The sequence below is a fragment of the Pseudomonas sp. A34-9 genome, assembly GCF_029543085.1.
Taxonomy (GTDB): Bacteria; Pseudomonadota; Gammaproteobacteria; order Pseudomonadales; family Pseudomonadaceae; genus Aquipseudomonas.
Window position 1 is genome coordinate 6035572 of the sequence record NZ_CP119967.1, and the last position, 14225, is coordinate 6049796.

General features: G+C 60.9%; 9 protein-coding genes and 1 pseudogene. 9 read left to right on the plus strand and 1 reads right to left on the minus strand.

Features of this window, described 5'->3' with window-relative positions; genetic code table 11:
- The first annotated feature begins 49 nt into the window (after nucleotides 1–49).
- The 9 genes and pseudogenes from betB to yccS all read left to right on the plus strand — a co-directional run bounded on the left by betB (nucleotide 50) and on the right by yccS (nucleotide 13236).
- Nucleotides 50–1522 (plus strand): betaine-aldehyde dehydrogenase, encoded by a 1473-nt coding sequence (gene betB / locus P3G59_RS27115; protein WP_277759649.1) that lies wholly within the window; start codon nucleotides 50–52, stop codon nucleotides 1520–1522.
- A gap of 153 nt (nucleotides 1523–1675) precedes the next feature.
- On the plus strand, nucleotides 1676–3379 hold the full coding sequence (gene betA, locus P3G59_RS27120; RefSeq protein WP_277759650.1) for a choline dehydrogenase: 1704 nt from the start codon (nucleotides 1676–1678) through the stop codon (nucleotides 3377–3379).
- A gap of 281 nt (nucleotides 3380–3660) precedes the next feature.
- Complete coding sequence (locus P3G59_RS27125; RefSeq protein WP_277759651.1) at nucleotides 3661–5103, plus strand: TldD/PmbA family protein; 1443 nt, start codon at nucleotides 3661–3663, stop codon at nucleotides 5101–5103.
- On the plus strand, nucleotides 5103–6440 hold the full coding sequence (locus P3G59_RS27130) for a TldD/PmbA family protein (RefSeq protein WP_277759652.1): 1338 nt from the start codon (nucleotides 5103–5105) through the stop codon (nucleotides 6438–6440). Before P3G59_RS27125 ends, P3G59_RS27130 begins: the two co-directional genes overlap by 1 nt.
- Nucleotides 6441–6591: 151 nt before the next feature.
- On the plus strand, nucleotides 6592–8019 hold the full coding sequence (gene mdtD / locus P3G59_RS27135; RefSeq protein WP_277759653.1) for a multidrug transporter subunit MdtD: 1428 nt from the start codon (nucleotides 6592–6594) through the stop codon (nucleotides 8017–8019).
- Between the two features lie 128 nt (nucleotides 8020–8147).
- Nucleotides 8148–9485 (plus strand): ATP-dependent RNA helicase DbpA, encoded by a 1338-nt coding sequence (dbpA, locus tag P3G59_RS27140; RefSeq protein ID WP_230669476.1) that lies wholly within the window; start codon nucleotides 8148–8150, stop codon nucleotides 9483–9485.
- Between the two features lie 28 nt (nucleotides 9486–9513).
- Nucleotides 9514–9603, plus strand: a pseudogene (locus P3G59_RS29480) (metal ABC transporter ATP-binding protein); the annotation flags it as partial.
- Nucleotides 9604–9638: 35 nt separating this feature from the next.
- Nucleotides 9639–10817: an NAD(P)/FAD-dependent oxidoreductase gene (locus P3G59_RS27145; protein ID WP_277759654.1), complete on the plus strand. Its 1179-nt coding sequence runs from the start codon at nucleotides 9639–9641 to the stop codon at nucleotides 10815–10817.
- Between the two features lie 226 nt (nucleotides 10818–11043).
- The gene (yccS, locus tag P3G59_RS27150) at nucleotides 11044–13236 is read left to right on the plus strand and encodes a YccS family putative transporter (protein WP_277759655.1); all 2193 of its coding nucleotides are present in this window, start codon (nucleotides 11044–11046) and stop codon (nucleotides 13234–13236) included.
- Nucleotides 13237–13357: 121 nt separating this feature from the next.
- On the opposite strand, the gene P3G59_RS27155 is transcribed toward yccS, so the two are convergent.
- Complete coding sequence (locus tag P3G59_RS27155) at nucleotides 13358–14095, minus strand: transporter substrate-binding domain-containing protein (RefSeq protein ID WP_277759656.1); 738 nt, start codon at nucleotides 14093–14095, stop codon at nucleotides 13358–13360.
- Between the last annotated feature and the right edge of the window lie 130 nt (nucleotides 14096–14225).

Below are 14225 nucleotides of genomic sequence, written 5' to 3' on the forward strand. Positions count from 1 at the left end.
GCCTCACCGCGGTGGTCACGCCAACCACTAATGCACTTGCGAGGACACTATGGCCCGTTTCGAACTGCAAAAACTTTACATCGATGGTGCGTACTCCGACGCCGGCAGCGATGCCACCTTCGAAGCCATCAACCCGGCTAACGGTGAAGTCCTCGCACTGGTGCAACGTGCGACCAAGGAAGACGTCGAGCGCGCTGTGGTCAGCGCTGAAAAGGGCCAGAAAATCTGGGCCGCGATGACCGCCATGGAGCGTTCGCGCATCCTGCGTCGTGCCGTCGACATCCTGCGCGAGCGCAACGATGAACTGGCCGCACTGGAAACCCTGGACACCGGTAAATCCTTCTCCGAAACCAAGTACGTCGACATCGTTACCGGCGCTGACGTGCTGGAATACTACGCAGGCCTGGTGCCAGCGATCGAAGGCGAGCAGATTCCACTGCGCGACACTTCGTTCGTCTACACCCGTCGCGAGCCGCTGGGCGTTGTCGCCGGTATCGGCGCGTGGAATTATCCGATCCAGATTGCGTTGTGGAAATCCGCGCCAGCCCTGGCCGCCGGTAACGCGATGATCTTCAAGCCAAGCGAAGTCACCTCGCTGACCACCCTGAAACTGGCCGAGATCTACACCGAAGCCGGCGTTCCAAACGGCGTGTTCAACGTGCTGACCGGCAGCGGCCGTGAAGTCGGTACCTGGCTGACCGAGCACCCGCGCATCGAAAAGATCTCCTTCACCGGCGGCACCGACACCGGCAAGAAGGTTATGGCCAGCGCTTCGGCTTCGTCGCTGAAAGACGTGACCATGGAACTGGGCGGCAAGTCCCCGCTGATCATCTGCGACGACGCCGATCTCGATCGCGCTGCCGACACTGCGATGATGGCCAACTTCTACAGCTCCGGTCAGGTCTGCACCAACGGCACTCGCGTGTTCGTTCCGGCGCACCTGAAAGCCGCTTTCGAAGCCAAGATCGTTGAGCGCGTTGCGCGCATCCGCATCGGCAACCCGGAAGACGAAAACACCAACTTCGGCCCACTGGTCAGCTTCCCGCACATGGAAAGCGTGCTCGGCTACATCGCCAAGGGTAAAGCAGAAGGCGCCCGCGTGCTGTGCGGCGGCGAGCGTCTGACCGACGGCGAATTCGCCAAAGGCGCGTTCGTCGCTCCGACCGTGTTCACCGATTGCACCGACGACATGACCATCGTCCGCGAAGAAATCTTTGGCCCGGTGATGGCGATCCTCTCCTACGAAACCGAAGAAGAAGTGATCCGTCGCGCCAACGACACCGACTTCGGCCTGGCCGCCGGTATCGTCACCAAAGACCTGAACCGCGCGCACCGCGTGATTCATCAACTGGAAGCCGGTATCTGCTGGATCAACGCCTGGGGCGAGTCCGACGCAAAAATGCCGGTTGGCGGTTACAAGCAGTCGGGTGTTGGCCGTGAGAACGGCATCAGCTCGCTGAACAACTTCACCCGCATCAAATCGGTACAGGTCGAGCTGGGCGATTACGTCTCGGTGTTCTAAGACCCGAGTCTTGTATTGCTCGTGAGGCCGTCTTCGCGAGCAGGCTCGCTCCTACATTGGAACAGTGTCTCCTGTGGGAGCGAGCCTGCTCGCGAATCGAGTGCAAAGCACTCGTCAGGCCCGACCTGACCACTATCAAAGAGGGTGCATTCAATGTCCCAAGAATTCGATTACATCATCATCGGTGCCGGCTCGGCCGGTAACACCCTGGCGACCCGTCTGACTGAAGACGAAGGCGTCACCGTTCTGCTGCTTGAAGCCGGCGGCCCTGACTATCGTTTCGACTTCCGTACGCAAATGCCGGCTGCTCTGGCATTCCCGCTGCAAGGTCGTCGCTACAACTGGGCTTACGAGACCGATCCAGAGCCACACATGGACGGTCGCCGGATGGAATGCGGGCGCGGCAAAGGCCTCGGCGGTTCCTCGCTGATCAACGGCATGTGCTACATCCGTGGCAACGCGATGGACTATGACGGCTGGGCGAAACTGCCAGGTCTGGAAGACTGGTCGTACCTCGACTGCCTGCCGTACTTCCGCAAAGCCGAAACCCGCGACATCGGCCCGAACGACTACCACGGTGGCGAAGGCCCGGTCAGCGTGACCACGCCGAAGGCGGGCAACAATCCGCTGTTCCACGCCATGGTTGAAGCTGGCGTACAAGCCGGCTACCCGCGCACCGAAGACTTGAACGGTTATCAGCAGGAAGGCTTCGGCCCGATGGACCGCACCGTGACGCCGAAAGGCCGTCGTGCCTCCACCGCCCGTGGCTACCTCGATGTCGCCAAGAAGCGTTCGACCCTGACCATCGTCACCCACGCCCTGACCGACAAGATTCTGTTTGAAGGCAAGCGTGCCGTTGGCGTGCGTTACCTGGTCGGCGATGCTGAAGAGCGTGTTGACGTCAAAGCCCGCAAGGAAGTGCTGCTGTGCTCCGGCGCCATCGCTTCGCCGCAGATTCTGCAGCGTTCCGGTGTCGGCCCTGCCGAACTGCTGAAATCGCTCGACATTCCGGTCGTTCACGATCTGCCGGGCGTTGGTGAAAACCTGCAGGATCACCTTGAGCTATACCTGCAATACGCCTGCACCCAACCGGTTTCGCTGTACCCGTCGCTGCTCTGGTACAACCAGCCGGCGATCGGTGCCGAGTGGCTGTTCAACGGCACCGGCATCGGCGCCAGCAACCAGTTCGAAGCCGGCGGTTTCATCCGTTCGCGTCCGGAATTCGAATGGCCGAACATCCAGTACCACTTCCTGCCGGTGGCGATTAACTACAACGGCAGCAACGGTGTGAAAGAGCACGGTTTCCAGGCGCACATGGGTTCCATGCGTTCGCCAAGCCGTGGTCGCATCCAGGCCAAGTCGAAAGACCCGCGCCAGCACCCGAGCATTCTGTTCAACTACATGGCCACCGAGCAGGACTGGCAGGAATTCCGCGACGGCATCCGCCTGACCCGTGAAATCATGCAACAGCCGGCACTGGACGCTTTCCGCGGCCGCGAAATCAGCCCGGGCATTGAAGTGCAAACCGATGAGCAGCTGGACAAGTTCATCCGCGAGCACGCCGAAACCGCGTTCCACCCGTCCTGCTCGTGCAAGATGGGCACCGACGAGATGGCCGTAGTGGATGGCGAAGGTCGCGTGCACGGCATGCAGAGCCTGCGTGTGGTCGATGCCTCGATCATGCCGATCATCACCACCGGCAACCTCAACGCGCCGACGATCATGATCGCCGAGAAAATCGCCGACAAGATCCGTGGCCGCAAGCCACTGCCGCGCAGCAACGCCGCCTACTACGTAGCGGGCGGTGCGCCGGTGAAGGGCAAGCCGATGCGTGATATCACGCCGGTTGCTCAGTAAGACGTAATACCGAGGCGCGGCCTTCGCGAGCAGGCTCGCTCCCACAGTAGATCTCCAGCGAACACAAAATGTGTGAGCGCTCAGGATTTAATGTGGGAGCGAGCCTGCTCGCGAAGGGGCCCTCACATTCAGCACAAATTCCCCCGCTGCACAGTAAATCCTCCTACAGCCCCTCTTCACTTGATCCTACCCCCACGCAGGCCTACTCTAGACCTCGCGCAACCATTTCACCCCCTCCCCGCCGTCGCTTTACCGCTTCCCCCTGACAAGGAGGTTCCCGAATGTTCGATTTCCACCCCCAGCTCAAGCAGCGCTTCGCTGCCTTGCGCACGGGCGCCGAGTTTTTTTCCCTGCGGTATGTACGCGAGTCCGGCCAGTACCTGTCGGTACGCAAGAACGTCGCCGAACCGCCGAGCCTGAGCCGCGACGAAGGTGCGATGCTCACCGTTCGCGTCAACGGCGTTGAGGCGTACGCCGCCACCAATGACCTGTCGCAGCGTGGCCTGCAAGCCGCCCTCGAACGCGCCGAGCTGCAAGCCCGTCGGCTCAAGCCGCACGCCTTGCTCGACCTGCGTGATCAGCCCGTATCGAGCGACCGCGCTGATTACTTTTCACCCAATCTCGAACAACCCTTCCCGTCCTTGAGCGAATGCTTCGAGCTGCTCGGCGCGGAATCCGCCTCGGTGCCCAAGGATGAGCGCCTGGTGAATTGGCAAGTGAGCATCGGCATCACCCACGTCGAACAGATCTACCTGAGCAGCGCCGGGGCCGAATTGCGCCAGGCCCAGCGCTTCGTCTATCCAGGCCTCGACGTCACCGCCTACGACGGCAACGACAGCCAGACCCGCAGCCTCGGCCGCGAGAACTTCGGCCAACAGGGCGGTGCTGACGTGATCAGCCGTTGCGGTCTGGTCGGCGCCGGCCCGCAAGTCGCCGATCAGGCCCTGCAACTGCTGCTCGCGCCGAACACCCCGCAAGGCCCGCGCGACCTGCTGCTGATGCCCGATCAGATGATGTTGCAAATCCACGAATCCATCGGCCATCCGCTGGAACTCGACCGCATCCTCGGCGACGAGCGCAATTACGCTGGCACCAGTTTTGTTAAAGCGAGTGACTTCGGCAGCCTGCAATACGGCTCGAAACTGCTCAACGTGACCTTCGATCCGGGCATTCCCGAAGAACTCGCCAGCTATGGCCACGATGACGACGGTACCCAGGCCAGCAAACAATTTCTGATTCGCGATGGCTTGCTGCTGCGGCCGCTGGGCGGTGCGCTGTCGCAATATCGTGCCGGGATGGAAGGCGTCGCCAACAGTCGCGCCTGTGGCTGGAACCGCGCGCCGATCGACCGCATGGCCAACCTCAATATCGAACCGGGCGACCAGCCACTTGAGCAGTTGATCAAAGGCATCGAGCACGGCATTTTGATGAGCACCAACCGTTCGTGGTCGATTGACGATGCGCGCAATAAATTCCAGTTCGGCTGCGAATGGGGTCAGTTGATCGAAAATGGTGAACTGAAAGGTGTGGTGAAAAATCCGAACTACCGGGCAATTTCTGCGCACTTCTGGAAAAGCCTGCGCGCCGTCGGCGACGCCAACACCGTCAAGGTGCTGGGCACGCCGAACTGCGGCAAGGGTGAACCGAATCAGGTGATCCGCGTCGGCCACGCTTCGCCGGCCTGCGTATTCAGCAACGTTGATGTGTTTGGGGGAGACGCCTGATGAGCATTTCGAAGAGTCAGTCCGACGCCTTCAAGGTCATGGTCAATTGGCTGCGTGACAGCGTGCGCGAGCCGGAGCAGTTCACCCTCAGCTACGCCGCCGAGTCTTCGGCGTTTGTGCGTTTCAATCACGCCAAGGTGCGTCAGGCCGGGCAAGTACAGCAGGCCAACATCGTTCTGAAGTTGATCAACGACGGGCGTCACGCCGACCTGCAAGTCACCCTGTCCGGTGATCAGGAAGGCGATTTGCAACGCCTCGCCGAAGGCCTGCAACAACTGCGCGAAACCTTGCCGTTGCTGCCGCAGGATCCGTATCTGCTGCTCAACCACAACGGCTGGCAGAGCCACAACGTGCAGGAACATCCGCTGCCGGACACTGAACAGGTGGTCGATGAAATCTGCGCCGCCGCTGAAGGTCTGGATCTGGTGGGCTTCTATGCCGCCGGCCCGATCAGCCGTGGTTTCGCCAGTTCTTCAGGGGCGTTCGGCTGGCATCAGGCCAACAGCTTCAATTTCGACTTCAGCCTGTTTCACGAAAACGGCGAAGCGGTCAAAGCCAGCTACGCCGGACACGACTGGAGCAGCGAAGGTTTTGCCAAGCGTTTCCAGCAGGCACGCGAGCAACTGGAATTTCTCGGTCGTCCGCTGCGCACCTTGGCACCGGGGCAGTACCGCGCATACCTGGCGCCAGCGGCGCTGGAGGAAATCATGGGCATGTTGAGCTGGGGCGGTTTCTCGGCGCAGTCGATTGCCAGCAAGAGCAGCCCGTTGCAGAAGCTGTACGTCGGCGATCAGGCATTCAGTCCGCTGCTGTCGCTGGACGAGAAAGTCAGCGAATCGTTGAGCCCGGCGTTTTCCGGCGAAGGTTATCCACGCAGTGATTTGCGCCTGATCGTCGAAGGCAAGGCGGGTGATCAACTGGTGGGCTCGCGCAGTGCCGCCGAATACGGTCTGACTGCCAACGGCGCCGGCGGCGGTGAAATGCCGAGTGCGTTGAACATGGCGGCGGGTGATCTGTCGCAAGCAGAGATCCTCAAGCAATTGGGCACCGGGCTGTACATCAGCAACCTGTGGTACCTGAACTACTCGGATCAACCGGCCGCGCGCATGACCGGCATGACCCGCTTCGCGACCTTCTGGGTCGAGAACGGCGAGATCCAGGCGCCGGTCAGCACCATGCGTTTCGATGACAGCGCCTACAGCCTGCTCGGTTCGCAGCTGGAGGCGTTGACCGCCGAGCGCGAGTTGCTGCTGTCGGCGAGTACGTATAGCCAGCGCAATACCTCCTCGGCATTGCTGCCGGGCGCGCTGGTCAGCCGGCTGACCTTGACCCTGTAAACGCAAAACCTGTGGGAGCGAGCCTGCTCGCGAAAGCGGTAGCTCAGTCGACATCAATGTTGAGTGAAATGGCCTCTTCGCGAGCAGGCTCGCTCCCACACTGACCGCGCTCGACAATGGATATGCATTAACTCCAACGACAAGAGGTTCCATGCCCAACCGCCCGCCTCTCGACGCCATCACCGCCCGCTGGTTGCCGTGGGTCGTCGCTATCGCGTTCTTCATGCAGTCCCTCGACGGGACCATCCTCAACACCGCGCTGCCCGCCATGGCCCGCGATCTCGCCGAAGACCCGCTGCGCATGCAGGGCGTGGTCATCTCTTACATGCTCACCGTGGCCTTGCTGATACCGGCCTCGGGCTGGATCGCCGACCGTTTCGGCACCAAGAAAATCTTCTTCGGCGCGATCCTGCTGTTCAGCTTCGGCTCACTGCTCTGCGCCCTGTCGAGCAGCCTGAGCATGCTGATCGGTGCGCGCGTCATTCAGGGCCTGGGCGGCGCACTGATGCTGCCCGTCGGGAGGCTCGTGGTACTGCGCGCGTATCCACGATCCGAGCTGGTGCGGATCATGGGTTTCATCACCATCCCCGGCCTGCTCGGCCCGCTGATCGGCCCGACCATGGGCGGCTGGATGGTCGAATACCTGACGTGGCACTGGATCTTTTTGATCAACCTGCCGGTCGGCGTCATCGGTTGCTACGCGGTGTGGAAATTCATTCCGGATCTGCGCGGCACCGAGCGCACGCGCTTCGATAGTCTGGGTTTCCTGCTGTTCGGCGCGGCGATGATCCTGATCACCATCGCCATGGAAGGACTCGGCGAATTGCACTTGCCGCACCTGCGCGTGATGTTGCTGCTGTTCGGCGGCATGGCCTGTCTGGCAGCGTACTGGTTGCGAGCCGGGCACATTGAAAACCCGCTGTTCGCACCGTCGCTGTTCAAGACCCGCACCTTTGCCGTCGGTATTCTCGGCAACCTGTTCGCCCGTCTGGGCAGCGGCGCACTGCCGTTTCTGGTGCCGTTGCTGCTGCAAGTGGCGCTGGGTTATTCACCGTCGCAGGCGGGGATGAGCATGCTGCCGCTGGCCGCGGCGGCGATGATCGCCAAGTGGGTGGCGCGGCCGCTGATCGAGCGACTCGGTTATCGCATTGTCCTCACCGGCAACACGCTGGCGCTGGGGATTATGCTGGCGAGCATGGGGTTGGTCAGCGAGCAGACGCCGTACTGGTTGTTGCTGTGTCTGCTGGCGATTCTCGGAGCGATCAACTCGCTGCAGTTTACCGCGATGAACACGGTGACCCTGATCGACCTCGATGATGCGAGCGCCAGCAGCGGCAACAGTTTGCTCTCGGTGGTGGCGCAGTTGTCGTTGAGTCTTGGGGTTGCCTGCGCCGGTGCGTTGCTCGGCGGATTTACTGCGGAGATTGGTAACGATGGCGTCGAGACCGTGCTGGGCGCGTTCCAACTGACCTTCGTCACCGTCGGGATCATGGCGATGCTTGCCGCGACGATCTTCTCGCAACTGTCGAAAGAAGACGGCCGCCGCGCCAAACGCCCGCAAGAACACATCGAACACTGACCACTGTTCGTCCAGAACTTTCGAAGAAAGTGGCACGGGGCTGCTACACTGCGCGACATTTTGTTTTGCAGGCCAGTCCCGTGACCACCATCGCCACCGCTTTTAATACTCTGCCACTGTCCGCCGCCATGCTGGCTAACCTCGAATCCCTCGGTTATGCCCAGATGACGCCGATCCAGGCGCAGAGCTTGCCGGTGATTCTCAAGGGGATGGACCTGATCGCCCAGGCCAAGACCGGCAGCGGCAAGACCGCCGCATTCGGTATCGGCCTGCTCAACCCGATCAACCCGCGCTACTTCGGTTGCCAGGCCCTGGTGATTTGCCCGACGCGCGAGCTGGCCGATCAGGTTGCCAAGGAAATCCGTCGTCTGGCCCGTGCCGAAGACAACATCAAGGTGCTGACCCTGTGCGGCGGCGTGTCGTTCGGCCCGCAGATCGCTTCGCTGGAACACGGCGCGCACATCATCGTCGGCACCCCGGGGCGCATCCAGCAGCACCTGCGCAAGGGCTCGCTGGTCCTCGATGGCCTGAACACGCTGATCCTCGATGAAGCCGACCGCATGCTCGACATGGGCTTCTACGACGCCATCGAAGACATCATCGTCAAGACCCCGGAGCGTCGTCAGACCTTGTTGTTCTCGGCGACGTACCCGGTGGGCATCAAGCAACTGGCCTCGAAGTTCATGCGTGACCCGCAAACGGTGAAAGCCGAAGCGTTCCACGATGACACGCAGATCGAGCAGCGTTTCTACGAGATTTCCCCGGAAGATCGCATGAGCGCAGTGACCAAAGTCCTGCATCACTTCCGCCCGGCGTCCTGCGTGGCGTTCTGCTTCACCAAGCAGCAAGTGCAGGAAACCGTCGATCACCTGACCGCCAAAGGCATTTCCGCCGTCGGCCTGCACGGCGATCTGGAACAGCGTGATCGCGATCAGGTACTGGCGATGTTCGCCAACCGCAGCACTTCGGTACTGGTTGCCACCGACGTCGCCGCCCGTGGTCTGGACATCGACGCGCTGGACATGGTGATCAACGTCGAACTGGCCCGCGATTCGGAAATCCACATTCACCGCGTCGGCCGTACCGGTCGTGCTGGCGAGAAAGGCATCGCGATCAGTCTGGTTGCACCGGGCGAAGCGCATCGCGCTCAAGCCATCGAACAATTGCAGAAATCGCCGCTGAACTGGGATCAGGTCGACAACCTCAAGTCCCAGGGCCTTGCACCGCTGCAACCGCCAATGACTACCCTGTGCATCGGCGCTGGTCGTAAAGACAAAGTGCGTCCGGGCGACATTCTTGGCGCATTGACCGGCGACGCCGGCATTCCGGGTGCGCAGGTTGGCAAGATTGCGATCTTCGATTTCCAGGCTTATGTAGCCGTTGACCGCACCGTGGCCATGCAGGCTTTGCAGCGTTTGAACGACGGCAAGATCAAGGGCCGTTCGTTGCGCGTGCGTATTTTGTAAACGATCTTCCATTTAACGAAGATCCCTTGTGGGAGCGAGCCTGCTCGCGAATGCAATCTGTCAGTCGACATCAATGTTGAATGACACACCGCTTTCGCGAGCAGGCTCGCTCCCACAGTTTGTTTTGTAGCGACCCACCAAGAGGACACCGTTTTGCGCTCTACCGAAGTCGTGATCATTGGCGCTGGCGCCGCTGGGTTGATGTGTGCACTGACCGCCGCCGGGCGTGGGCGTCAGGTGTTGCTGCTCGACCATGCGAACAAGGCCGGCAAGAAAATCCTGATGTCGGGCGGTGGCCGCTGCAATTTCACCAACATGTACACCGAACCGAGCAATTTCCTCTCGCAGAACCCACACTTCTGCAAATCCGCGCTGGCGCGTTATACCCAGTGGGATTTCATCGGCATGGTCGGCAAACACGCCGTGCCGTATCACGAGAAGAAACTCGGCCAGTTGTTCTGCGATAACAAATCCAGCGACATCCTCGAAATGCTGCTCACCGAGTGCGATCAAGTTGGCGTCGAACTGCACCTCGATACCTCGATCCAGACTATCGAGAAAGTCGAGAGCGGTTACCTGCTCGACACCACCCTGGGCCAAGTCCAGTGCCAGTCGCTGGTGATCGCCACTGGCGGTCTGTCGATCCCGACCTTGGGGGCTACCGGTTTCGGCTATCAAGTCGCCAGACAGTTCGGCCATGAACTGCTGCCGACCCGCGCAGGACTGGTGCCGTTTACCATCACCGACCAGCTCAAGGAACTGTGCACCGAGTTGTCCGGGACGTCGGTGGATTGTCTGGTCAGCTGCAACGATCAGAGCTTTCGCGAGAACATCCTGTTCACTCACCGTGGCCTCAGTGGCCCGGCGATCTTGCAGATTTCCTCGTTTTGGGAATCCGGCGACACCGTGGAAATCAACCTGCTGCCGGATCACGACGCCGCCGCCTGGCTGCAACAGCAAGTAGCCGAGCGGCCGAACAGCGAGCTGAAAACCCTGCTCGGCGAGATCTTCACCAAGAAGATGGCCAATCTGCTGGCGGACAACTGGTTCGTGTCCAAGCCGATGAAGCAGTACACCCACGCGGAACTGGCAGAAATCGCCGACAAGCTGGGCAGCTGGAAAGTCGTGCCGGCGGGGACTGAGGGTTATCGCACTGCCGAGGTAACACTCGGTGGCGTCGATACCCGCGAGGTGTCGTCCAAGACCATGGAATCGCTGAAAAGCCCGGGCCTGTACTTCATCGGTGAAGTGCTCGACGTCACTGGCCATCTGGGCGGCTTCAACTTCCAGTGGGCCTGGGCCTCCGGCTACGCCGCCGCGCAGTACGTCTAACTCAAAGCCAAATACAAAACCCTCCATGTAGGAGCTGCCGAAGGCTGTGATCTTTTGATCTTGATCTTAAAAAACAGGATCAAAAGATCGCAGCCTTCGGCAGCTCCTACAGAGAGCGCGGGGCGATCAAGGAACACTTTTTGCTGTCAGATGTGATCGGCGCCATTGCGTCGGCGTCATTACTGGCTCAATTTAGCGGCATCGCCTCGGAAGGCCTTCGCACTTCATGTCCTCGACCTCGTTTCGTCAGTCTTTGCGGCGCCTGTGGGCGCTGGATAAATTCAGCTACAGCGTGCGGGTGTTCATCGCCCTGACCGGCAGCATGGCGCTGTGTTGGTATCAGGATGAAATGGGCCTGTTGATCCCGTTGTTCCTCGGCATCATCGCCAGCGCTTTGGCGGAAACCGACGACAGTTGGCAGGGCCGCCTCAATGCCCTCGCGGTGACGCTGGTGTGTTTCAGCATCGCCGCGCTGTCGGTGGAATTGCTCTTCCCCTACCCCATCGTGTTTGCCATTGCCCTGGCGCTGGCCAGTTTCGGCCTGACCATGCTCGGGGCGCTCGGCGAGCGCTATGGGGCAATTGCTTCGGCGACGTTGATCCTGTCGGTGTACACGATGATCGGCGTTGATCAGCGCGGTGGCGCGGTCACCGATTTCTGGCATGAACCGATGCTGCTGGTTGCCGGTGCCGCGTGGTACGGCTTGCTCTCGGTGTTGTGGCAGGCGATGTTCTCCAACCAGCCGGTGCAGCAAAGCCTGGCGCGGTTGTTTCGCGAACTGGGTTTTTACCTGAAGTTGAAATCCTCGCTGTTCGAACCGATCCGGCAAATGGACGTCGAAGCCCGACGTCTGGAACTGGCCCAGCAAAACGGCCGCGTGGTGGCAGCGCTGAACAGTGCCAAGGAAATCATCCTGCACCGGGTCGGCAATGGCCGCCCCGGCTCGAAAGTCAGCCGTTACCTGAAGCTGTACTTCCTCGCCCAGGACATCCACGAACGCGCCAGCTCTTCGCACTATCCGTACAACGCCTTGGCGGAAGCGTTCTTCCACAGTGACGTGCTGTTCCGCTGCCAGCGCCTGTTGCGCCAGCAAGGCAAGGCCTGCCGCGCACTGGCTGAATCGATCCAGATGCGCCAGCCGTTCATCTATGACGCGAGTTTCGCCGAAGCCCTGAGCGACCTCGACGCCTCCCTCGAACACCTGCGTATCCAGAGCAACCCGGCATGGCGCGGACTCCTGCGCTCGTTGCGCGCACTGGCGGCCAACCTTGGCACCCTCGACCGTTTGCTCAGCGACGCGAGCAACCCCGACGCCCTGGCCGATGCAACCGACAGCAGCTTGCTCGACCGCTCGCCGCGCAATCTCAAGGATGTCTGGATTCGTTTGCGTACGCAGCTGACGCCAACGTCTCTGTTGTTCCGTCACGCCCTGCGCCTGCCGTTGGCCCTGAGTATCGGCTACGGCATGGTGCACTTGATTCACCCGTCGCAGGGCTACTGGATCATCCTCACCACATTGTTCGTCTGCCAGCCGAACTACGGCGCGACGCGGCGCAAACTCGGTCAGCGAATTCTTGGCACCGCCATCGGCCTGACCGTGGCGTGGGCGCTGTTCGATCTGTTCCCCAGTCCGTTGGTGCAGTCGTGTTTCGCCATTGCCGCCGGCGTGGTGTTCTTTACCAACCGCACCACCCGCTACACCCTGGCGACAGCAGCGATCACCATCATGGTGCTGTTCTGCTTCAACCAGGTCGGTGACGGTTACGGGCTGTTCCTGCCACGCCTGTTCGATACCTTGCTCGGTAGCCTGATTGCCGGCCTGACGGTATTCCTGTTCCTGCCGGACTGGCAGGGCCGACGCCTGAATAAAGTGCTGGCCAACACCCTGACCTGCAACAGCATCTATCTGCGCCAGATCATGCAGCAATACGCCGCCGGCAAGAGCGATGACCTCGCCTATCGTCTGGCTCGGCGCAACGCCCACAACGCCGACGCGGCGCTGTCGACGACGCTGGCGAACATGCTCATGGAGCCGGGGCATTTCCGTAAGGAAGCGGATGTCGGTTTCCGCTTTCTGGTGCTGTCGCACACCTTGTTGAGTTATCTGTCAGGGCTTGGCGCACACCGCGAGACGCAGTTGCCGGCCGATGTACGCGAACATTTGATTGATGGCGCCGGAGTGAAACTGGCGACGAGCATCGATGAAATCGCCCAAGGGCTGGCGAACAAGCAGCCGGTGGCGATTCAGAGTGATGAGGAAGAAGCGCTGGCCAACGAGCTGGAGCAGATGCCTGACGAGATTGATGAAGGGCAGCGGTTGGTGCAGACGCAATTGGCGTTGATCTGCCGGCAGTTGGGGCCGTTGCGCACGTTGGCGGCGCATTTGATCAAGGACACCAGTGAGGTCAGCGCTGGCTGAAAGGACGCCTTCGCGAGCAGGCTCGCTCCCACACTGGATTTGTGCACGACACAGACCCCCTGTGGGAGCGAGCCTGCTCGCGAAGAGGCCATCAGCCACACAGGGGATTCTGGATCAGCCCTCACATCCCATGCTGGCGCAGCAAGCGCTCATAACTGCCATCCGCCTTCATCGCCGCAATCGCCTTGTCAAACCCCGCGACAATCTGCTCATGCTGCGGATTCTTCAGGCTCACCAATATATGCAGGCTGTTCTCACTCAACGGCTTGGGCAAAAACTCCACCGAGTTGCGCACCTTGGCTGATTCGCGCGCCAGGTAATACTTCGCCACATACTCATCTTCCAGCGTCAATTTGACCCGATCCGCCGCGAGCATGCGCACGGCCATGGCGAAGTTATGCACAGGGACTTTCTGCAGCGCCGTGTCGGCATCGAACGGCGCCGAATAGGCGTAGCCGCGCACCACGGCAATCGGATAGGTGTGCAGTTGCTGCAGATTGGCGTAGTCGAGTGGCGTGTCTTTGCGCTTGAGAAAGCGGATGCGATTAACCAGGTATTCCCCGGAAAACTGGCCCAGCCTGGTCCGTTCGTCGTTGTACCAAGCGTTGACCAACACATCGTAGCGGCCCTCGCCAACGCCAAGCAGCGCCCGCGCCCACGGCACCTGCTCATAACCGCTGGCATAACCGGCCCGGGCCAGCGCAGTGCTGACAATGTCGGTGGCCAGTCCGCCGTTGACCAGCGTGTCGTCGGTAAAGGGTGGCCAGATATCAAACACCAGCCGCAGCTTCTCCGCTGCTGCGGTCTGAGCCAGCAAGAGCAATCCGATCAAAGCAAAGGCTCGATGCAAACGCGGCATGCTTGAAAATCCTTAGCGGGCGAGTTGCCCAGCATGTTTTCAGTCAAAACCCCAAGGCCCCTTACCGGCAAAACCCAGGCCCTAACATTAGCTCATTGCAGCCAGTGCACAGCGCTCTTCAGCAGATTAC

Coding starts and splice junctions, on each gene's coding strand:
- betB (WP_277759649.1), top strand. CDS start 50: ATGGCCCGTTTCGAACTGCAAAAACTTTACATCGATGGTGCGTACTCC.
- betA (WP_277759650.1), top strand. CDS start 1,676: ATGTCCCAAGAATTCGATTACATCATCATCGGTGCCGGCTCGGCCGGT.
- P3G59_RS27125 (WP_277759651.1), top strand. CDS start 3,661: ATGTTCGATTTCCACCCCCAGCTCAAGCAGCGCTTCGCTGCCTTGCGC.
- P3G59_RS27130 (WP_277759652.1), top strand. CDS start 5,103: ATGAGCATTTCGAAGAGTCAGTCCGACGCCTTCAAGGTCATGGTCAAT.
- mdtD (WP_277759653.1), top strand. CDS start 6,592: ATGCCCAACCGCCCGCCTCTCGACGCCATCACCGCCCGCTGGTTGCCG.
- dbpA (WP_230669476.1), top strand. CDS start 8,148: ATGCTGGCTAACCTCGAATCCCTCGGTTATGCCCAGATGACGCCGATC.
- yccS (WP_277759655.1), top strand. CDS start 11,044: ATGTCCTCGACCTCGTTTCGTCAGTCTTTGCGGCGCCTGTGGGCGCTG.
- P3G59_RS27155 (WP_277759656.1), bottom strand. CDS start 14,095: ATGCCGCGTTTGCATCGAGCCTTTGCTTTGATCGGATTGCTCTTGCTG.